Source organism: Microbulbifer mixtoriginis (SeqCode), assembly GCF_052467515.1.
Genome location: NZ_CP174314.1, coordinates 2,563,671 through 2,584,819, shown reverse-complemented (window position 1 = coordinate 2,584,819; position 21,149 = coordinate 2,563,671). Strand labels below are relative to the sequence as shown.

At 42.5% G+C, this 21,149-nt stretch carries 21 protein-coding genes; 16 read left to right on the top strand and 5 right to left on the bottom strand.

Annotated features, from left to right (window positions below):
* Positions 1–32: 32 nt before the first annotated feature.
* The 7 genes from ACJJIT_RS10960 to ACJJIT_RS10930 all read left to right on the top strand — a co-directional run bounded on the left by ACJJIT_RS10960 (position 33) and on the right by ACJJIT_RS10930 (position 7,080).
* The gene (locus tag ACJJIT_RS10960) at positions 33–365 is read left to right on the top strand and encodes an HD domain-containing protein (protein WP_444898397.1); all 333 of its coding nucleotides are present in this window, start codon (positions 33–35) and stop codon (positions 363–365) included.
* Positions 366–1,015: 650 nt separating this feature from the next.
* On the top strand, positions 1,016–1,342 hold the full coding sequence (locus ACJJIT_RS10955; RefSeq protein ID WP_444888810.1) for a hypothetical protein: 327 nt from the start codon (positions 1,016–1,018) through the stop codon (positions 1,340–1,342).
* Positions 1,343–1,447: 105 nt separating this feature from the next.
* Positions 1,448–1,804 (top strand): VOC family protein, encoded by a 357-nt coding sequence (locus ACJJIT_RS10950; RefSeq protein WP_444898396.1) that lies wholly within the window; start codon positions 1,448–1,450, stop codon positions 1,802–1,804.
* 248 nt (positions 1,805–2,052) lie between these two features.
* Positions 2,053–3,213, top strand: a complete 1,161-nt coding sequence (locus tag ACJJIT_RS10945) for an acyltransferase family protein (RefSeq protein WP_444898395.1) — start codon at positions 2,053–2,055, stop codon at positions 3,211–3,213.
* 717 nt (positions 3,214–3,930) lie between these two features.
* Positions 3,931–5,289: a serine hydrolase domain-containing protein gene (locus tag ACJJIT_RS10940; RefSeq protein ID WP_444898394.1), complete on the top strand. Its 1,359-nt coding sequence runs from the start codon at positions 3,931–3,933 to the stop codon at positions 5,287–5,289.
* Positions 5,290–5,701: 412 nt separating this feature from the next.
* Positions 5,702–6,046 carry a VOC family protein gene (locus ACJJIT_RS10935; protein WP_444898393.1) on the top strand — a complete coding sequence of 115 codons (345 nt, stop codon included), beginning with the start codon at positions 5,702–5,704 and terminating at the stop codon, positions 6,044–6,046.
* A 590-nt stretch (positions 6,047–6,636) separates the two neighbouring features.
* Positions 6,637–7,080, top strand: a complete 444-nt coding sequence (locus ACJJIT_RS10930; RefSeq protein WP_444898392.1) for a hypothetical protein — start codon at positions 6,637–6,639, stop codon at positions 7,078–7,080.
* Positions 7,081–7,231: 151 nt separating this feature from the next.
* On the opposite strand, the gene ACJJIT_RS10925 is transcribed toward ACJJIT_RS10930, so the two are convergent.
* The gene (locus tag ACJJIT_RS10925; RefSeq protein ID WP_252085628.1) at positions 7,232–8,284 is read right to left on the bottom strand and encodes a DMT family transporter; all 1,053 of its coding nucleotides are present in this window, start codon (positions 8,282–8,284) and stop codon (positions 7,232–7,234) included.
* Positions 8,285–9,147: 863 nt separating this feature from the next.
* Between ACJJIT_RS10925 and ACJJIT_RS10920 the strand changes: the two genes are divergently transcribed.
* Positions 9,148–9,549, top strand: a complete 402-nt coding sequence (locus ACJJIT_RS10920) for a VOC family protein (protein WP_444898391.1) — start codon at positions 9,148–9,150, stop codon at positions 9,547–9,549.
* A gap of 448 nt (positions 9,550–9,997) precedes the next feature.
* On the opposite strand, the gene ACJJIT_RS10915 is transcribed toward ACJJIT_RS10920, so the two are convergent.
* Positions 9,998–10,492, bottom strand: a complete 495-nt coding sequence (locus ACJJIT_RS10915) for a DoxX family protein (protein WP_444898390.1) — start codon at positions 10,490–10,492, stop codon at positions 9,998–10,000.
* A 1,079-nt stretch (positions 10,493–11,571) separates the two neighbouring features.
* Between ACJJIT_RS10915 and ACJJIT_RS10910 the strand changes: the two genes are divergently transcribed.
* Positions 11,572–12,078, top strand: a complete 507-nt coding sequence (locus ACJJIT_RS10910) for a GNAT family N-acetyltransferase (protein ID WP_444898389.1) — start codon at positions 11,572–11,574, stop codon at positions 12,076–12,078.
* An 89-nt stretch (positions 12,079–12,167) separates the two neighbouring features.
* Positions 12,168–12,932: a hypothetical protein gene (locus ACJJIT_RS10905; RefSeq protein ID WP_444898388.1), complete on the top strand. Its 765-nt coding sequence runs from the start codon at positions 12,168–12,170 to the stop codon at positions 12,930–12,932.
* Positions 12,933–13,289: 357 nt separating this feature from the next.
* Here the strand turns inward: ACJJIT_RS10905 and ACJJIT_RS10900 are convergent, their stop codons facing one another.
* Positions 13,290–14,117, bottom strand: coding sequence for a DUF2306 domain-containing protein (locus ACJJIT_RS10900; RefSeq protein ID WP_444898387.1), 828 nt, complete (start codon positions 14,115–14,117; stop codon positions 13,290–13,292).
* Between the two features lie 190 nt (positions 14,118–14,307).
* Here ACJJIT_RS10900 and ACJJIT_RS10895 point away from each other — a divergent pair, with 190 nt between their 5' ends.
* The 5 genes from ACJJIT_RS10895 to ACJJIT_RS10875 all read left to right on the top strand — a co-directional run bounded on the left by ACJJIT_RS10895 (position 14,308) and on the right by ACJJIT_RS10875 (position 18,032).
* Positions 14,308–15,579, top strand: coding sequence for a sensor histidine kinase (locus tag ACJJIT_RS10895; protein ID WP_444898386.1), 1,272 nt, complete (start codon positions 14,308–14,310; stop codon positions 15,577–15,579).
* Positions 15,579–16,253 carry a response regulator gene (locus ACJJIT_RS10890; RefSeq protein WP_444898385.1) on the top strand — a complete coding sequence of 225 codons (675 nt, stop codon included), beginning with the start codon at positions 15,579–15,581 and terminating at the stop codon, positions 16,251–16,253. The genes ACJJIT_RS10895 and ACJJIT_RS10890 overlap by 1 nt, the downstream gene beginning before the upstream one ends.
* On the top strand, positions 16,240–16,692 hold the full coding sequence (locus ACJJIT_RS10885) for a hypothetical protein (protein WP_444898384.1): 453 nt from the start codon (positions 16,240–16,242) through the stop codon (positions 16,690–16,692). The genes ACJJIT_RS10890 and ACJJIT_RS10885 overlap by 14 nt, the downstream gene beginning before the upstream one ends.
* A gap of 526 nt (positions 16,693–17,218) precedes the next feature.
* Positions 17,219–17,650 (top strand): DUF1877 family protein, encoded by a 432-nt coding sequence (locus ACJJIT_RS10880; protein WP_444898383.1) that lies wholly within the window; start codon positions 17,219–17,221, stop codon positions 17,648–17,650.
* Between the two features lie 133 nt (positions 17,651–17,783).
* Complete coding sequence (locus tag ACJJIT_RS10875) at positions 17,784–18,032, top strand: hypothetical protein (protein ID WP_444898382.1); 249 nt, start codon at positions 17,784–17,786, stop codon at positions 18,030–18,032.
* A gap of 708 nt (positions 18,033–18,740) precedes the next feature.
* On the opposite strand, the gene ACJJIT_RS10870 is transcribed toward ACJJIT_RS10875, so the two are convergent.
* Positions 18,741–19,175, bottom strand: coding sequence for a PACE efflux transporter (locus ACJJIT_RS10870; protein ID WP_444898381.1), 435 nt, complete (start codon positions 19,173–19,175; stop codon positions 18,741–18,743).
* A 101-nt stretch (positions 19,176–19,276) separates the two neighbouring features.
* On the opposite strand from ACJJIT_RS10870, the gene ACJJIT_RS10865 reads away from it, so the two are divergent.
* Positions 19,277–20,182: a LysR family transcriptional regulator gene (locus tag ACJJIT_RS10865; protein ID WP_444898380.1), complete on the top strand. Its 906-nt coding sequence runs from the start codon at positions 19,277–19,279 to the stop codon at positions 20,180–20,182.
* On the opposite strand, the gene ACJJIT_RS10860 is transcribed toward ACJJIT_RS10865, so the two are convergent.
* The gene (locus ACJJIT_RS10860; protein ID WP_444898379.1) at positions 20,177–21,058 is read right to left on the bottom strand and encodes an SDR family oxidoreductase; all 882 of its coding nucleotides are present in this window, start codon (positions 21,056–21,058) and stop codon (positions 20,177–20,179) included. The two genes, ACJJIT_RS10865 and ACJJIT_RS10860, sit on opposite strands and share 6 nt — an antisense overlap.
* Between the last annotated feature and the right edge of the window lie 91 nt (positions 21,059–21,149).

Genomic DNA, 21,149 nt, shown 5'->3' with positions numbered 1-21,149 from the left:
TTCTGAGAACTAGAGAAGAAGCATTTCAGCTATTGGACAATCTGGATGCGCCCCAGCATCTCATTAATCACGTTACATTAGTTGGTGAGGCGGCCGATCTCCTGATTAAAAAGTTTATCGAAATGAAAGTAAATTTCGATCCGGACTTTGTCCGTGTTGGTGTAGTGATACATGATATTGGGAAAATTATATATACCAATGAAATGTATGGCCCAGGATCACAGCATGAACCTGAAGGTGAAAGGATATTACTATCAAAAGGTTTTACACCAGCAATCGCTCGATGCTGTCTTTCTCATGCCCGTTGGAGTGATATGGAATGTACGATAGAAGAGCTAGCGATAGCGCTCTCAGACAAGTTGTAGAAAGGTAAGCGCGTAGAGGAGCTTGAGCTCCAAATAATAGACCGAATATCACATATCTTAGATGTGGAACGTTGGGATATCTTCTCCGAATTAGATTTATGCTTTGAGAGTATTTCTAGTGAAGGCCTTATGCGGTTACAGCGGAGTGTCACTAGTGGATAGATTATTCGAGATTTCTCTGATTAAAATGGTACGTTTTTTCTAATAAGAAGCATTCAAAATTGACGTCACTCTATTAAGAAGCTCCAAGATTATAAATTAACAGCCAATTGATTTATCTCTTTCCTTAAATCCTGATATGGTTACCGGGAAAAATGATGCACGTGTTGGCAGAAGCCAGTGATTATCTACTGCTTGATATACTTTTGTAGGATGTGGAAACCGAAGCTAACAGATCAAGGGGGTATTGTCGACTGGATTATTTTGAGTAGTCTTAAGCCATGATAGCCGAATTACTGTGAACCTTACTTAAAACATAGAAGTTTTTGGGTTTATTTTTGGTTGGGCTTTGAGCTCATTTTTAATTGGCACCGTATTCTTTAGACTCGATAGTGAGTTGAAATATAACTTGCATCAAGTGTGAGGGTGAAATGATACTCGCATTAAAGAAAGATTATAAATAAGGTGCTGGACACCAAGGAAAGATTGTAATGTGCAGCAAAGGAAAATTGGCTGGTTGGGCGTTATCAATATATGCTTTTCTGTCACTTATAATATATATTTTTGGTTTTGTTGTTTTCTATTTTTTCTTTTTTAGTGAATTTCCTGAGTTGTTATCGTGGGCATTCATAGTTCTTTTAGTGTTATTGATGTCTATCAATTCTATTGGTCTGGCAGCAGGTATAAAGTTGATCCAAGAGGATAGAGGGGCATACAAAATAGCTATCCCTTATTCAATATTCTGCTTACTCAATTTCCCTGTCGGCACAGTGGTCGGCTTTTTCTGTCTGTGGGTATATTATGAGAAGGACGGTTAAGTCATGGTGGGTAGATATTTCGTAACCAGCCTCTCTGTGGTGAAGGGTCTATGTATTCTTATGTTGAGTGCTTAATATTGTTGGCCACATTTATGGAGTCATGATATGAAGATGAACTATGTGGTTCTCGGTAGTAATAATCTGGAGGCATCAATAAGGTTTTACAATTCACTTTTTGAAGATACGGGATTTGAACAACTATTCTCTAATGAAAGGATGACTTTTTGGCGGTACAAAGAGTTTACATTTTCGGTGGCAGAGCCCTTTGATGGGGAAGAAGCTACGAATGGAAATGGAACAATGATTGGATTTAATACTGAATCAAAGAAAGAGGTGATAAGACTATATGATAAATCGGTTGAATTGGGTGGCACCTGTGCGGGTAAACCAGCTCAGCGGGGCTTGAAATTTGCCGCATATGTAAGAGATTTAGATGGAAACAAAATATGTTTTTTTGAATAGGATATTTCAATGAGGTGGGTGATTTTTAACTTTAGGTTGTCTGCTTTTGGTGTAATAGTTTATAGAGTTATAACTATCAATTGATAGAGTTTGATAGGAAGCGTCATGAAAAGAAGAGTAATGCACAGTAGCCTGATGGCAGCTTTTGTTAAAGCTTAAGTCTGCTAAAATTGTTTTTTATTACCGCCAAAAGGGAATGTAGGCAAGTTTTATGCTATTGAAATTTAGAATGTCATGGAAAGAGCTGTATGAATAACGTCAGGCTTTCCGAGCTGGATTGGTTGAGGGTCATATTGATTTTGGCGGTATTCCTACACCATGCATTAATGCCATTTAATGGGGATGAATGGCATATCATGAATGCGGAGTCTAGCAAGCTGCTTGATGATGTTATGGTATATTTTGAGCAATTCAGGCTGCCAACACTATTTTTTATTGCTGGTGTAGGAAGTGTATTGTTGCTCCGTAAAGTCTATCCATCTCAGTTTTTGCGAGATAAATTTTTTAGATTATTTATTCCTTTGCTTGTAGGGGTGTTGCTTGTTGTGCCGCCTCAGAATTATATTGAGGATATTGGTCAATATGGCTCATTTTTGCAGGCCTTCCCTCAGCTTGCACTTAAGTTTGATTCAAACCACCTATGGTTTATTGAATACTTGGTCTTCTTTTCATTGCTTGCAGTACCGTTTTATTTTTTTCTAAGGTCACAATGGTCAAGTTCATTTAAAGGATTTGTAGAGTGGTTGTCGGATACATCAAGTGGTCTATTTGGATTAGTTTTGGTATTGATTGTAATCAGAGTGGGGCTGAAATTATATTTTCCTGATAATGGTCATGGCATAGGCAATCTGTCTTCCACTTTGTTTTATCTTTATTTCTTTTTTGTAGGTATGTTTTTCATACAATCTCGGAAGATTTGGGCATCATTAAAGAAGTATCGGAAGGTAAACTTTGTGTGGTTACTGGTCAGCTCATTAATTTTTTATGCTTATTACTATTCTCCGGACTTAAGTGAGTATTTGTCGTTGCAAGCTCGTTGGTCAATTTGGTGGTTTGTAGGTTGTTTAGTCGCCTGGTCAGCGTTATTGACCCTGTTAGGTTATGCTCAGCGCCACCTAGCAAGCACCCCTAAATGGCTAAAATTTAGTAATGAATTGATATATCCATTTTACATTTTTCACCAAACGGTCATCGTTGTGCTTGGTTACTTTGTAATTAGCTTGTCAATGTCTTTGACGTATAAAGCTATGGTACTAGCTGTTGGTTCTTTTTTGATAACTACAGCTATATGCTTGTTAGTTGTATATCCATTCAATGTAACTCGTAGACTCTTTGGGCTTAAGCCTAGAAGAAGTAACGTAAGTGATGATATTGTTTGCAATAAAACAATTCACGGGACTGTCAGGTAATAGTAGTGTAAGTATGAGAATTGCAGTTTCTAACTGATAAGGCAAGGTTGTTATAAAAAGTAAATGGAGTACCGTGATGAGCTTTTCTAACTTTATTAGAAGAGCGGTCACATAATAATTCATAGGGCTACTTTGGTTGAGGACACCTGTCTCTAATCAGCAATTTTTAGCACCTAGTATTGTAGGTGAGACGTATGTTTTAATTTTTTGGATGTCACTGGTTCTGAGGGTTAGTATTAAAATCTTAACTTCCCACTAATGACAAAGCTGTAAGTGGGCTCTGCGATGAGGGGGGGTACTGGAGGAGTGTGGTGGTCTTTTAGACGGTAGATGTACTTAAATGGAAAAGAGTAGCAAAGAAAATCTTGCAAGTTTAATTGGACTACGGAGCTTGCTTGGCCATGAATGGTTATCCCCACTACAGCAGAACAGCTCAATATATCTAGTACAAAAATCTCACCTAGAAGATGGCAAGTAAGACCATGGTATCAATTTTACTTCAGAGTAAACCCGGACTACTCAGCGTCTCGCCCTATCAGATATTGATTCGGAAAACTGCTCTTCTTAAGTTGATAGTTTTGATTAAGTAAACTGTAAGGATAGCAGTTACTTAAAGTGAAAATTGGAATAATCTTTTAATAAAAATTAAAATCAATGTTATATTCGATTTTTGAGAAGCTTCTTTGTACAACTTCGTTACAAAAGGATAGGGGTAAAATGAAAAGATTAATACTTGGCATATTTCTGCTGATGTTGAATTTAAATGTGTCTTTTGCTGATGTGATAGAAGATAGACAGAGGCGTTACAAAGAAATTTTGGTGGAAAACGTTAAAATAGGTGAGCCTGGCGTCGCGGTTATTGTCAGTAAAAAAGGAAAGGTGATTTTCCAGGGGGCTTATGGCCTCGCAAATCTAGAGCACAATATACCTTTGACAGCTAATAGTGTATTTCGCTTGGGTTCTATCACTAAACAGTTTACTGCAGCAGCAATAATGATGTTGCAGGAACAAGGTAAGCTTTCACTAACGGATAATATTCATAAATATGCACCTGATTTTCCAACTGAAGGGAGTGATGTAACCATTGAGCATCTTTTAACTCACACTTCTGGTATTGCTAATTACACTGAAGATGAGGAGATTTTTGCTAAAGAAATACAGTTGCCGACAACCATTGACGATATGCTAATTCGATTTGCCAAGCACCCGATGAAATTTAAGCCAGGCGAGCAGATGCGTTATTCGAATACGGGCTATGTTCTTTTGGGGAAAATTATTGAGGTTGCTAGTGGGCAATCATATGCTGATTTTATCGATGAAAATATTTTTAAGAAAGTCGGCATGAAATCTAGCTACTATGGTGGTTCCAAAGTTATCCCAAATAGGGCTAATGGTTATGATACATCACCTGATGGCATAGTTAATGCTACGTATATCGATATGATGTGGCCTCATGCTGCTGGAGCACTTTTATCTACTGTGACAGATCTGGATATATGGTTCAAAGCTTTACGAGATGGCGAGGTACTTTCCAAAGAAAGTTATCAGAAAATGATTGAACCGTTCAAGTTGAATGATGATTCTATGTCAAATTATGGCTATGGGTTGGGCATCGGAAAACTTAATGAATATGACATGGTAGCACACAGTGGTGGTATACCAGGTTTTACTACTGATGCATTTTATATTCCATCTGAAGATTTGTACATTGCCGTCTTAAGTAATCTAAGTAGCCGTAACCCAAGTTTAATTAGTAAGTTATTAGCAGCTGAAGTTCTTGATATACCTGTGCCGAAGTTTAAATCAGTCAAATTAGATGAAAGTAAAGTTAAAGGGCTTCTGGGTAGCTATAAGATTGATGAAAATTCCGTTAGGACATTATCTTTGGAGGATGGAATTTTTTATTCTCAACGAAGTGGTGGTCCAAAATACGAAATTATTCCAATGTCTGAGAATAGTTTCTATTTCGAGAATACGTTGACCTATATGGTTATTGAGCAGGATAAAAATGGTAAGCAGGTCATGAGTTTCTATAATGATCTCGCCGTAAAGCCCCAGCAGGCAGTCAAGTTGTAGAAATATTTTACCCCCTCTTAAAAGAAGGATAGAGAGGGGGTAAATTGCCGTCATCAGGTATAAGGATAATATGAAAGTTGACTTGATCTTTCTTTATCGTATTCATGTGTAATCAAATATGGGAAAGCTTCTTATGGATAATGCTCCCACTGCTACGATAGGTATATTCTTAATGCCTATTCTAATAACAGGAGGGGTAATCCCAGAAACTCATGAAGATTCTTGTAGTTTTGTTTCGCACAGCAGAATAAAAGTAGAAGGCTCGACAGAAGTCGCTTGGGCAATCAACTGAAATGGCTTGGATAAATTAAAAGAAATGTCGGAATCACCCTGTAAAAAATCAAAGAGTAATATCATCATATTCAGTAACCATATCTGAAGAATTTGTAATTCAATCTACCAATTGAGAATTATGAAAATACACCATTTAGAAATTGTTACTCTAAATGTAGATAAAGTATGTGCAGCATACGAAGCTGCTCATAATGTCCGATTTGATGATGCCGATGAACTTCTCGGTGGAGCTCGAACATGTAGCTTAAAAGATGGCAGTATCGTCGGTTTGCGTCGACCTTTACGAGAGTCAGAAGAACCCGTAGTTCGCCCATATTGGCTTGTTGAGGACATAGTAAAAGCCATAAGCCTCGTTAAAGCTCAAGGGGCAAAGATTGCTGTTCCACCATTAGAGATACCTGGTAAAGGGGTATTCGCTATTTATATTAATGGCGCTGTTGATCATGGCTTTTGGCAAGTTTGACAGGGGTAATTTTATTACGATGATTGAAGCTAGGTTCATTCTCTACAAGCCCTACAATCGAACAATTTTTGATTACCATATAAATCATCTTTGTGGTAGATGAGAAGGAATTTAGGGGGCGTGGATTCTCCCTCTAACAATTAGTTTAAATCTTATCTTAACACAATAATCTATATGTAAGTATTCCGCTAGAGAATGATTTAAGTATCTCTGGCTCAGCTGGCTCCAGATTTAAGCATGTGATCAAAGCATTGGGTCGACGGTTCGGTACTTAATCTAATTATGAAGCCTGGTCTGAGTAGAATAATTTTTACAAAATCGCCATATATCCCTGCTTAGACAAGTAATACAGTTAAATACGCATTTTGGATGCATGTAAACTTTAATAAGGAAGCCTTTAACTACAGTTTAATCTGGCAAATTTGGGGTGTCTAAAAGACCTTGGTTTCAAATGGTTCTTTTTTATATGTTATAATGGATTTAGATTTTAGGTTTAAATATGCGCCAGTTGACGGGCTTTACGTTTTACGTAGGTCTTTTCATTGTTTTGAGTATTTTTCATTAAAACATCATATTTTAAGGTTAAATCTATGTCGAAAGTTAAAGTAGAGTGGAAAGTTATTTTACTCTCCGCTTTCGCTGGTTCTTTCTTAACCGGTGTATCCCAATATTTACTTTTAAATGCTTCATATGATAATGATATAAAAAAGGCAAAATTATTGGTAAGGCAAGAACTCCTTATGAAAGAGCTAGAAGAACGTAAAAAAGCATATAAGGGTATAAGAAAAGCTGTCCTGGAGTTTCATAACGCCAGGTCTGAAAGAGATATGCTGATTGCTGGAGTTAAAATAAATGCTCTTAAGCCATATTTTGAAAGGGTATATAGATCTCAAGTAAATATTGAAGTTTGGCGGGAAAAAATGATGAAAAAAATTAAAAATAAGGATAAAGAAGCCTCTGACGATTTTTTTGAAGAGATGGAGGCGGCTTTTCATGCAGATTTAAAAAGAATTGAAAGTCAAATACTTGAATAACCTTTAATAAGCACATCCGTCAATTAAATTCCCTATGCTTCTGAATCCTGATTTTGAAGACGTAAGCTAATGATGTAGCTTTTTAATGAGAGATTTAACTTAAACCTGTAACTCTAAATTAAATGTAAAATATGATCAGTAAAATACTGATTTATACACCCTTAAATGAGCATGGCTTTTCATACTTCATTTCGACGGCTTTTTGTTCACGATATTGACCGAGTAGTGAGATTCCTATTCCGGCCATGATAATAATTCCTCCAATAATTTGAGCAAAGTTTGGAATCTCTTGAAGGATAACGAAGGCGAAGAAAGTGCCTGCTACGGGGGTGATCGCGGTAGCGATAGAGATGTCGGCAGAGCTGGCCCCTCCTTGGAGCCCTTTAAACCAGGTGATCTGCCCAAAAACAATAATGACCGCTCCATATACAAGCATCCACACCCAGAGGAATGGGGAAAGAAGGTCGTTAAAGTGGTTGGCTCCAAATACAGAGAGGACAATGACCGAGAAGAGGATCACACCTGCAAGCATGCGGAAAACTGAAAAGACGCCAATAGGGACGCGATCAAGCAGTTTCCGACTGACCTGAACGGCAATGACGCCTAAGAGTGTTGCTACAGCGGTTAAAATTTCTCCAGCTTTGGGGAGGGTTTCTAGGAATTGGTTCATTGCTGGATTTCCAAGATTCAGCATTTTCATGCTCATTGGATCTTCCATCGGAGGTTGATGTAGCACAAAAATTGCAATAACACCAACCGTTACCACAAGGGCACCCACTATTGAGAACCCTGTTGGCTTCTCCCGGAACATTAAAAAAGCAAATAAGAGTCCTAAGGGAGCATCTAAAGTTGCGATTAAAACGACATTAGTCACCTCTGTGATCATTAGAGCAATAAAAAAGAAAGCTGGGGCAAGAACACCAGACATCAAGATGAGCACAAACATGTAAAACCAGTCTTTGAAAGGGTATTGTTTTAAGATGCTGAGGCGCCAATCTTTCCTATAGATTATCAAAAGGGTGATACCCGCCAAGAGATTTCCTGCGAACAAGAGGTTGCAAAAAGAGATGGGATTGTTTCCATTAATGAGATGATGGGCACCGAGCTCCCCGATTTTCGCAACAACAGAGTTGGAAGCGGCAAAGATAAGAATCGAAATCCATAGCCAAAATCGGGTACTTTTTACGGTGTGCTGATTTTCCATTTTGAATCCCCTGAGTGCTATGGCAAGCTTAAGCGGATTTACCTCGCCCTTTGCCAACTACAACTTATCTGATAGTGAAGGTGGGTCATTCTAATCTGGATTAGTTTAGACTAAATCTCAAAATCGGCTGCCAAAAAGCTGTTAAAATTAATCTATATATCCACGTCAGAGTGATTTTTCTGGTCAATGTTTGAGGCAATGTTACACACTTTCTACCTGCGCTCAGTAAAATATTCGAATTTAGTTCGGAAAACATGATCGTGAAATCTGATTAAGCGGATGGATTTTATAGGCGTAATTTCATCTCTTATGCTGCATCGTCAAACAGTCCAGAGATGGATATTTTCTACGAGCCGAAAGTTTTGTGACGCTAATGGATGAAACTGGATGTTCGACTGCCTAAGGTGGTAGATCTCTTCTCGGTGGATAGGGTGAGGCCTAGGGCTTGGAAGTTCATAACTACTTGATCGTTTTTCACTTCCTGCACTGTGACTGAGACACTGTAAATAATTCTTAGTTTTGGACGGTTGAGCGCTAATGGTTAATCGGCTCGTTTTCTGCTGACACTCAAGATCAAGGTAAGTATTCTGAGCTGGGGAAGCTTGGTAATAAGTGGTGCCTGTAGTCTCAGTTTGGTGAACATAAGGGTAGAGAGTCTCGACTTGTTAAAGGTGGGTGTTAGGTCCCAGTGATTAGGGATTTTTTCCAGAGTAATGAATATATTTTACTCTTTTATCTCGAACTAACTTGGTTAGCTGTTCTTTATGCTTCGTTTAACTTTCTTCTTCAGTCAATAGTCTTGGTAGTTTATACTTTGCTGGTGGGTAGCCAATGGTTACTTCGACTGTATCTTTGTGAAAGGAGTGCTAGATATCAAGCCGTTTCATCTATCGTTCGTTGTTCCAGACCTAGAAAAGGCAAGGGAGTTCTACGTAAATCTACTTGGCTGTACTGTAGGCCGAGATACAGGGGAATGGATTGATGTAATATTCTATGGGCATCAGATTACTATACATCAAGAAAAGGATGGAATGGTAGCCAAGCCTATAGATCACTTTGGTCCATTACTTGAGAAAAAACAGTGGAGTGAAGTATTAGCTTTACTCAAAGACAGTTCGATTCCATTTGTACTGGAACCACTAGTGAGAGGCGAGGACTCTAAAAATGAAGCTGGTAAATTTGTAGTTAAAGATCCGGCGGGCAATTTACTTGAGTTTAAGTACTACAATAATTTTTCATGCACCGTAGCTGGTAATGATAAATAAAAAAGACAGATAGTGGCTATAGCTGTATATTACTTAGCAAGTTAGTTCGATAATCCAGGCTTGATGCATCTTGCAGTCTAATCAAGTTCAACCTATTTATCTTTACTGAAAATCAATTCAGGGTGTTTCCCGATCGGGAAGCATTGTGAGCGATGCCTGGTGCCTGGCGGCGGAGTAGGTGATGGGCTTTTAATGAGGAAGGTGGGCAATAGGCTTTTAAAGCTTGGGGTCTCTTCAATTTATTCAGGGTGCTCGAATTTCATATTAAAGGATGTAAATTTGGCTAGCTGATTTTCAATTTTTCTAAGTATTCTTTTTCGCTGTTAGTCTAGATGAATTGTACTTCTGTTTTGTAGGTGTCTAGGGGTATATGTTTTCAATAGGGTTGCCAGATTCGGATTAAGATTGAAGAGATAACTGTACTAACTATGACAGCAGTCCAACTTCTTTAATTGTGGTTATTAATGCCTAGCTTATCAGCGATTAGGTAATCTAAGCTAAATCGACCAGGACCTGTAGTTATTAACCATACAAATAAAATAATATATAAAACTTGGGGTAGGTAAATAAACCAGCTTAGCCAATCCAATGGCCCTATGCCTTTGGGGATGACATGCTCAATTTCAACAGTGGTGATAGCAACAATCATTACGATAATTAGTATAATCGCAACAATTGAAGAAAAAAGCCCTGCTATTAATAGTAAGCCACCAAAAAATTCTACAGAAGCTAAAAATATAGCCATAAGTTCATGAAAGGGCACACCTATTTCTTTCATTAAATTTATTAGGTCTGCATGTCTCTCAGGTACAAATAGCTTGTTATACCCAGATACTGAGAAGAATAACCCCAATGACACACGTGCTACCAAGATAGGTATCCATTCCCAATTATGAGCACCAACAAGTATTTTCTTCGTCAGTGGAGAATCTTGTGTAAACATAAGCGCCTTCTTATATAGCTGTATTCTAACTGTCAGTTTTAATTTTAAATGCTTCGTATGCTTTTAAAGTCTTCCCTGCAGTCTGTGCCAAATGTTGGAGTATTTTCATTCTCACCTTTTTCACCCTTACCTATAGGTGTGTATATTTTAACATCTTTTTTACTGAGAGCTGTCTGCAAGCAAGTAACCAGCTCAGTCATTAATGTTGCGTCGCAAATAAATTATTTTTATTTAGGTATTAAGCGCAGCTAAAATAGCTGGCGCAGACGCAAATTGCCTTATTCGTTATACATCGAATCGGCATGATTGGGCATATTCTAAATGCCAGTGACCTATCTTGACTGCGCACTCACTGTCGGGCACGAAAGCTAGAGAGATATTAAAAAACACGACAGGCGTGGTACATTTCGCTATGCCTCCACCATCTTAGCCTATTCAAACGACAGGGCAAATCAAATCGACGATTGACCTTTGCTGCGCCATATGACGTGTTTGTGGTTAGGTAGCCCACAGACCTTCTTATCCAATGGGAGCTTTACAGCTATTTCTGATTTTTGCCGGAACTCACTTATGGTCAAGTGTGGAGATGGATCAGAATATCCTGTAGCCCTTTTGCAATCGTGGTGAACAAAATAATCGATAAGGAACAGGAGGCAGTGAGTGGCTATATCAAGGAGAGAGATTTTAATGGGGAGGAATATACAAATGAATAATTCCGCCTGGCTTAATTCAAGAATTTATAAGAAACTCGGACAAAAACAAGAGCAAAAAGCTTACTCTTTCTTCTTTAAAGGTTTGCCCCTTTTGCCTCCTCTTCTGTAACCAAAATATTATCCCCGATTGTTATTCTTTACCGTTTCGGTATTTTTGACCAGTCTATTTATTTTCTACCGGGCTCAAACTGCGGTGGGCATTCCTTGATGAGTTCGCTTGGAAAGTGGCTTAAAGCCGGAAGGTAAGGTTGGGGCCTGGGTTGTGTTCTTTGTATAGTAGGTATGATAAATTTTGTAAATGTAAAGATGCATAATATAGAGCAGCTATTTTTGAATTAACTGTTAACCTCTTTAAGAGATCATAAATTGAATATTAAAATTCGTAATGAAAGTGGTGGAGATGCTGAGACAATCCACCGAGTTACAGTCCTAGCATTTCGGGATGCTCCACATACTGATCACACTGAGCAGCTTATTGTGGAGGGTCTTCGCAAGGCAGGTGCATTATCTTTATCTCTGGTGGCTGAGTCAGATGGAGAAATTGTAGGTCACGTTGCCATTTCACCAGTAAACATTTCTGATAACTCGACCAACTGGTTTGGACTTGGGCCGATCTCAGTATTGCCAGAGTATCAAGGAAGGGGAGTTGGCTCGAAACTTATGGGGAAAGCTCTTGCAGACCTTAAAGAAAAGGGGGCAGAGGGTTGTGTAGTACTTGGGGACCCTAATTACTATGGGCGCTTTGGCTTCAAGGTGATCGATGGATTGGTTTTGCCAGGGGTTCCAGCTGAGTACTTCCTGGCACTGTCATTTGATAGCAGTTTTCCGCAGGGAGAGGTTGCGTACCACGAGGCATTCTCGGTACAAGGTTAAGAATCGGTCACGTTGATTGGCTACTTAGTCTTGTTAAGCCTTGCCGTTTTTTTAGTCGTTTTATATCAGCTTGACAAGGAGACTTTAAGTTGACAAATGTTATTACAAATCGGATACGTGTTTCCCCAAAAAACAATGAGATAAGCAAATCTTTAATTGAGATGCTTTTATTTGAAATTAACCATTTTAGCTACGGGAAAGTTTTATACTCCGTCTGTACCGGCAGAAACTTTACTGATTTTGTATTTTGTTCACAGCGACCTTTTGACCCTCCTAATTTGGATAAGATACTCAGCTATAATGATGTTTGGCTATTGACGTCAGACGAAGGTGGTTTTCATGATTGCTTTGCTCACCTTAATGTCCAAGATAGCTACAGGCCTGCCGTATATACTGCAAACCAAATATTAATTAACGGAAATATATATAAGTTACATGGTTTTATTAAGAAATTACTTGGTGAAAGGTGTAATGATAGTTTACTAACCTCTGAGAATACGTTGTTGTGTGATATCTCCTCCACTTTTAAAGCGAGTAACTATATAAGATTGTGGAATGAGAATGGTGTTGTGGAGGTTGATCAAACCTCAATCATTGGTGAGTCAGATAGCTCCGAAATTAAAATGATTGATGGAGACTTAGAAGTCTTTGAGTCTATATTTTATAACAAATTATGCTCAAGTCCAGATTCGGCTGATTATAGGATACATAATGAATTAAAGTCAGTAAAACTCTTATTTAATAAAAGAGTGGTTAAAGATTATACATATGCACGAAGCCAATCGAATCCAGATCGCTTCTTTTGGACAGATAACAGCGCAGATTATTGGGGTAATTTGATAGCTGCTAGTTAACTATGTCTCATAGCATAGTTTGATTAATATTCATCATAAAACTCTATCTGAATTAGTATAAAAATTGACGTTGCTACCTTTTCAAGCTTTTAAGCTATCAATCCTTACAGTTTTTTTTGCTGTCGTACAAGGTGGTTGAAGCTGCTTTCTTATACTGTGGATGATAAGGAGATCTCCGCGAGTTTTTAGTAGTAAGTCTCTACTTCCATTTAGTTAGCTGGCTCATAGTGTTTTGTTTAGCTCTCGCAGTGCAGTCAGTAGCTTGAGTATCTCTGCAACAGCTAGATTCACAAACCCTGGACTTCTACAGCCAAACTAACGGAAGAGCTTCATTCACGATAATTTGGCTATGTAACCTTAGATCCGTGGCAACCACATGCCCATCGTAGCGGCAAAAATACCAATGGCCATAAACATAGTCAGAGGTATCAGCGTACTGACAAAAGCAATCTGGGTACCTTGTGCGGTTCCACGCTTTTGACAGTGAAAATACCATTCCAGCATGGCCAGCGGGAGCAGGTATTGACCGAAGCCCAGTGCATACAGGAATGGCCCGGTAAAAGATTCCCAGTCGACCCCCCAGCCGCCGGTGAGCATTGCCCAGCCCATCAAGGCCACGCGGAAGAACCACACCGCACTGGCAGCCATAAATAGGCGCAAGGCCCAGCGACGGTGCTCAGCAAAGCGCCTGGCCATCGCGGTACGCACCGCCAGAAAGGCAAACACCAAAATTAGTATGCCGTCCATGGTGATGCTGATCTGTGATACCAGATTACCAATAGTGTGCCGCGTCCAGGTCATGTAGAGCCCCGCAATACTGGCGATGACGGCTGTCAGCAGGTAGCTGCGCCCCAGCCAGCGATGGAAGTTGGGGGCATGCCGTCGCACCGAAGGGATCAGCTGCAGGGGCCCACCGCCGATTACAATTGCGGCCAATAGCACGTGACTCACCGAAGCGAGATTACCCAGTGTATCTCCCTCGCGGAAGCCTGCCGGAAGGTGCAGTCCTTTCAAGCCGTGCACCCCCGATTCAGCAATGGGTGGGTAGAAGACGGCCAGGATATAGGCAAAGAAGATCGCATGGCCGATGGCCGCGATGCAGAACCAGGTTTTTACTGACAGGCTAACGGCCCGCCGGGTGTCGAATGACCGCGGCAGTGTTTGGCTGAGTACAGCGTCGTTCATGGGGTTTCTCCGGGCGTTTATGGTACGTGCTTGGGCTGAATGTGCCTGCCGAGCATGTTCGGTTTTTTCAGGCACACGCACATCGGCCACAGGCAGGAATCTGTCCTCCCCCAAAAGGTGGAGATGCGACTGCTCCCGCCTCCCCCGAAAGCCCCATGACAGCTGGTTGCGCCTGGTTTAGCATGCGGAAATGAAATCCTCGTCCCTAAATACACCTGCGTCGAATCCGCTCAACACCAGCTCGGAACTACCCAAGCTTCCGGTGTGGCAGCCCTTCCGCGGGCCATTCGAACGCTGGCCGCACCTGACTGATCTGCTCATCGTCTTGCTCATGTTTTTGCTGACGCTACTGATGTGGTCGCGCGACGAGGCGCGGGAAGTGCTGGCCATGCAAAATCTGGGGGATGTTATTGCTTTCCAGTGTGCGTTCATTGGCTCCTTCGCTCTGTTGTGGCGTCGCACACACCCCTGGCAGGTACAGGCCGTTATTCTCGGCGCAACAATATTGCTGGAACTGGGTTTACCGGCGGATGGCATCGTTGCCATGGCGGTTTCGCTGTATAGCCTTGGCCGCTACGAGGCCAACACCCGGGCCAGTTTTATCGGAGTCATCGCAACGCTGGTTTTTGTGGCGATTGATCAGGGTATTCCGGTTCAACCAACCGCGGCAGGCACAGTAACGGTGATGCTGGTATGGGCGTTGTGGTATATCGGTCGCCGGCTGCGTTTTCGCGGCGAATATCTCCGCTTACTGGAAGAGAGAGCTGAGTATTTGGAGCGCGAACGCAAAGCCGAATCCGAGCGTGCGGTAGCGGCCGAGCGCACACGAATCGCCCGCGAGATGCATGATGTGGTGGCGCATCAGGTGAGCCTTATGACCGTGCAAGCCGGTGCCGCCAGGGCCATCAGCCGCAATAACCCGCAAGCCGCTAGTGAGGCCATGGCTTCGGTGGAGGCTGCTGGCCGTCAGGCCATGACAGAAATGCGCCATTTACTTGGCGTACTGCGCCCGGCCAGTAGCGACGCCGCGCTCACGCCGCAACCGGGTCTCAATGATTTACCGGCTCTGATTGAAAAGGTCCGGCAGGTGTTAACCGAGGTCGACTACGAAACCCACGGCATGCTGGAGAATGTACCGACCAGCGTCGCTCTCACCGCCTATCGTATCGTTCAGGAATCTCTCACTAATGTCATCAAGCACGTTGGAGCCGCTGCGCGGGTTCAAGTGAGCCTGCGCGTAGACCATGAGACTCTAGTGATTCGTGTAGCCGATGATGGCAACACCACTGGCGACCGGCCCATGGTGGAAACAACTATTGACGAGCAGCCTGGCGGTGGGCACGGCATTGCAGGCATGCGCGAGCGCGCGGAATTACTCGGCGGCCATCTGTATGTGGGCGCGGTCGATGGTGGTGGTTTTGAGGTATATGCACAACTACCCACAGGAATGGTGAAAACATAATGTTGCGAGTGATGGTGGTGGATGACCAGGCTTTGGTGCGGTGTGGTTTTGCGCTGATCCTGAACAATGAGCCCGATATTGAGGTGGTTGCCGAGGCCGGTACCGGCATTGAGGCAGTTGAAGCCGCACGAGCGCATCAGCCGGATATCATCCTGATGGATATCCGCATGCCGGAGATGGACGGGCTGGAAGCCACGGCACGCATTCTGGAAACTAGTGATACAACTTGCCGTGTCATTATTTTGACCACGTTCGATCCCGATGAATATGTGTTTCGTGCGTTGAGGGCAGGGGCCAGTGGCTTTGTGCTCAAGGATATTCCCCCGGAGGCACTGGTGCAGGCAGTACGCACCGTAGCAGAGGGCGGTGCCATGCTTGCACCGGGCATCACTCAACGCCTGATCAGCCAGTTCGCACAGAAATTGGGGGCAGGGCGCAACCTGTCAGAACGCCTGGAGCGCCTCACTACTCGCGAGCGCGAAGTACTGGAGGCCATCGCCGCCGGTAAAAGCAATGCCGAGATTGCGGAGGCCCTGTTTATTGGCCCCGCCACCGTTAAAACCCACGTTTCAAGCCTGCTCTCCAAGCTGGGGCTACGCGATCGTGCTCAGGCGGTCGTGTTCGCTTACGAATGTGGTTTGGCCACCGTAGGGGAGCGCGATGTCGGCTTCTAGATCAACACGTGTTTTGCAACGCAATGCACTGTATCGGCTTGCCGCCATCGGCGCAGTAATTTTGGGTTTGTTCCTCACCCTCGGAGCTCAAGGTCACTTTACTGCCGTTTGGCCACTGGTAACCAGCGACGGAATGGGTTTATCCCGTCGCTTGCTGTTGATGTTGCCCGGCGTGATGCTCGCCGGCACCGCGGTGTTGAACTTCCTGCTCTGCAAACCACTCTGGCAAGAACGTGGTTACGCCCTTAACGTTACGCTTGCGGGTAATCTGCTTGCCATGAGCTATTTGCTCTACCTGTTGTTACGCGGCGTACCCAATCACCCTATTGGCGTTTTCCTCGCATTGGAGATGTCTTTTGTACTGCTGCTCGTAGTAACAAGGGCGGGACTGGTCTGGCCTGCGGTAGCAGAAGCGCCGGTTGAGAAGGGCATGCAGTAATGTATACGCTCGGGGATTGCACTAGCTACCCGGCACCTTAAACCCCAAGCTTGTTATTAACTTGCTAGCTTCTTTCTGAAGTCAGACAAATCGATTTCTCTTTGTACTTTTGAAGCCCTAACCGGGTCGTTTTTTAGCAAAACAACTTCACCCGTCTAAATGATTTTGATTACCACCAAAACTTTCAAAGTAAAACACCTGTCCGCTAGTATTATCACGAAATGACTCGAAAAGAATCTTCCCGGTAAGTGCATTGCTTTTTCTCCGAAGCTCGATCGATAGCTTCCCGCATAAGCTTTACTGAAGCAAAATCTACCTGCTTGATGATTAATGTTTAGACCAGCAGATCCTTGTTCAGGCTTCTATCAAAATCTTTCCCTAAATATGTATACTCGTTAAAGAAGGCTTCTTGATCCATTGTATATTTTTGTGTGATCTGGGTGATGAGCTTTGGAATTAGGGAGTAGCATGATATATAGATGTTACTTTTGAGTTAACAGTTATGTGCCTTAGGTAAATTACGAGTATGGGTTTAAGAGCGACTCTTTATCAGATCACGAAGGAACAATATCGAGAGACCGGTCAAGGTAAGAGCTATGTAGATGGAATAGATGAGTCTGTTACGCCGCTATCACTTGGTAGGTCTTGGGGCTGCATCAGTTATCTGATAACCCAAGATGAAAACGCATCATTTCTAAATGCCGGCAGGCAATGTGAAAATGTGTGTGAACATTGTGAAGCTCACTCACCTGAAGCTATTAGTGAGCTTGCAACGTATTTAGACGAATGTGAGTCGTCAGCGATTATGCAGCGTTATGATTCACACACTTTGCGGCACTTAGGTGTATATAAAGCTGATTACCCCAAAATAGATATTAGTAACTACCTAGTTCAGTTTACCGATTTTGTTCGGTCCGCAAAAAACGTGGGTAACGGAATATTGGTGGTAATATGCTAGCAGAACACAACAAATTTATCTTAGTGTCTTTTGTTACTAAGCTTTATTTTGAGGTGGTCACGCCATAGTACCTCAAACTACATTTCATAACAAAAGGTCTATATAACCACGTCAAATGACCTATGGAGAGTAGATGAAATCATTCCTCATTAGTCTAATCGGCTTAGTTGGATCATGGTATTTGATTGATCTTGCTTCTGAGAAGCCGCTTAATTCTACTTTTACCCCGTTTGTATTTACAGCTTTTTTAATATCCAGTTTACTATGGTTTATTGTGAGGTTTGGAGTGACTCAGCGCTCTGGCTTTGCTGGTGACTCCGGAGGTGGTGATTCTGGTGGCTTTAGTGGTGGAGATGGAGGGAGTGGTGATGGTGGATGTTAAATCAATTAACAAGCCTATATTGTTCGTCGCTATCGAAGTCGGAGTGTTTAACCACCGAAAATATGAACGTTATGCATCAATAGTAGAGAATTATGAGTGCTCATAAATTTGTTTGTTATGAATGTTTGCAAGCACTCAAGTGAGATCCAACAGAAAATTCAATGGTTTGTGTCCCTCATGTGGCGCTGAGTGCGTGTATCTTGGAATGAAAATACCCATTCCCCAAAATCCAAGCCATAAAAAATGAGAAGAGCTTAGGGTTCAATTCCTGAGTATAATTTTTAAAAGGCGGGTGTACTCGACCTTCGGCGGGTCCATGCTTGGGTTATATATTTAGGTGAGTTGTGATAGGGGCAATAATTTCAAATTTTCGGTATTTTTTATATAAACCAAGTTATTTGCAATCCTTTGTACGTTTGCCATGTTTTGTAAATCAAACGGAAGTTATGCCAAGTATCAAGTCAATACATTTCTTCTCTTAATTCGGTTCATGGTGGCAACTCTCCCTATTGGATGGATGTTGCTTTGGCTCAATTACTCTGAGTCTGGCAGAAATGAGGAGCCAGGATTATCATTATTTTTTTTATTAACTGGTATAAAATACAATAAGAAAAGGAAAAAATGACAGATAAATAGGCATTTGCTTTTGACGTAGTGTATTTTAATTGGTACCTACATCTGACCTAAAATAGACTGTGGAGCAAACCTTTAACGTTTGTGTGCAGTAACTCGATACGAGCTATGCAGCCTATCGAACCAATAGTTGAATACATAGGTATATATCACGATGTAAATCACCATGACTATCTCAAGCATAAATGCTTCTAGGATAGTCAGATTAAAGCTCCAGGCGATTACTGGCAACGTCAGTACCAACATACCCCCCTCAAACAATAACGCATGTATGGCTCTAACGATAAATGTCTTTTCTGGGTTTTTACGTATATTCAATAAGTACCAGTCAAAGGCGTGATTGAAAATCATATTCCAGACCAACGCAAATAGTGATAGTCCAGCAGCAATTGCCAGCGACTGGTGTACCTCCAAATCAAACATTGGAACCACTAGTAAGCCACCCGTGAGCAGCAGAAAAAACTCGTAGGAAATTGCTTGCACTAAACGATTCTTCAATGAATAAGTCATCAACCCTACTCACTCTGCTTGAGAAAATATGCTTGAATGATATATAGTTAAGCTAGATGGAAAAAGTTAGATACCATACGTTAAACAGATAGATTGAGTGAATGGCAGTTTCTATTGAACAACTGGAAGCATTTGTAGCTACTGAGCAGGCTGGCTCGTTCTCAGCGGCTGCACGTAAATGTGGAAAGGCACAGTCGGTAATCAGCTCACTGGTATCGAACCTGGAGGTTGACTTGGGAGTCAATCTATTTGATCGAAGTCAACGATACCCGCGATTGACGGACGCTGGTGAGTCACTGCTGGAACGCGCACGGAGTCTTATCGAGCAACGCGAGCGTTTGATGGCGATCGCACAGGGGTTGTCTCTGGATGTCGAGGCCCGGTTGACGTTGGCTATTGCCCAGCATGTTCGTATTAAAAACCTGGGGGGACTCTTTCAAGAGTTTGAGAGCAAATATCCGCATGTTCAAATTACGCTCAGAGCGGGAAGTGTTCAGGATGTACAGACCTGGGTTGAAGGGGATATAGCCCAACTCGGGATTATCACACAGCTGGATGAAGTGCCCGCTGGATGCGATTTCAGAGCCCTGGGCCATCTGAAGCTTACAGGCATCGCCTGCGTTGATCACCCGATTGCGAGACTCACTGAAGTTACCTGGGAAGACCTGAAACAACACCGACAAATCTTATTGCAGGAGTTTGAGATATCCAGTCAGACTCGCTGGCTGGTGTCTCCCGACGTGTGGAGTGTGTCACGTGTCGATGATGCACTTGACCTTGTCGAGGCCAATTTGGGCTGGGCAGTATTACCACTACACGTGGTTGCGAAGGGGATAGCGGCGAAAAAACTGATACAGCTCCCCCTAGTGTTTGAGCAGGAAAAGGAGCTGTCACACGGCGTAGATATCATTTGGTCCAGTAAGCGGCCACTGGGCCCCGCCGCTACTGATCTGATGAAGCGGCTGAGCACAGAAGACGCAATACTGAATAAGGACCAGGCGCTATGAAGCGTTTGATAGTTCTCGTGCAAAATCAGTGATGGTTGCTTCCGGTTTGCCTAACACCTGCCAGGTTTTTTGACTTACTGGTTGCTCCTTTAGCTGTTCAACGTAAGTCAGCATATGCTCCATGAATACTGCCTGTTCTTCGGGCAGTCCCATTTCTGCAATGGCGGCGATAGGGTGGAGGACAATTTCTGTTCCCGGAGAATAGCCCTCGACAAACTTCTTGGCTGCTTCAGGCAAAGACATCCCCTCAGTACCCTGAACCGAAAAACTCTGGTTGTAAGCCATCTCATTCCCGATAGCATTATCGATCATCTCTGCCAGATCTGTTGTGTTGGTGTAGTAGATAGGGTGGACATGATCGCCGATGATAGAAAATTGACCGTTCTCTATAAATGTGGGGAAAGAGTCCAGGAAGAACGAGCAGAAGAAGAAGGTGAAATCCATACCCGAACTTTTAATGGCCTCTATCCCTGGCTTACGGATTACATTGGTCTTGTATTCAAGCCCCTTGTCCGCAAACTCTGGGTGGAGATAATCAATACCCGCAATCTGCATAATGTGCTGCACACCAGTGACCTTTGCAGCCTCCACGATATTAATCACACCTTCACGCTCACTATGAAAGGGTAAGGTCGGGTCGAGTGACGTGGTATTCAGGGTGATATAAAGTGTTTTGGTATCAACCAGTGCAGACACCAGGCTTTCTTTATCCGATACATCTGCCTCGATAAGCTGGATACCCTCTGGAAGGATAGTGCGAGCGCTAACCGCGTCCCTTACGAGCGCAGTTACCTGGACACCTTTAGCGTCCAGTTTTCGTGCTACCTGACGACCTAAATGGCCTGTGGCACCAATAATCGTAATAGTTTTCTGCATGATTCAACCTTTAAAGCAATGAATGGGATAGACCGTACTTTGCCCAAGTTCTAAAAAATCCTACAGTTATGTACCATCTATCAAACAGATA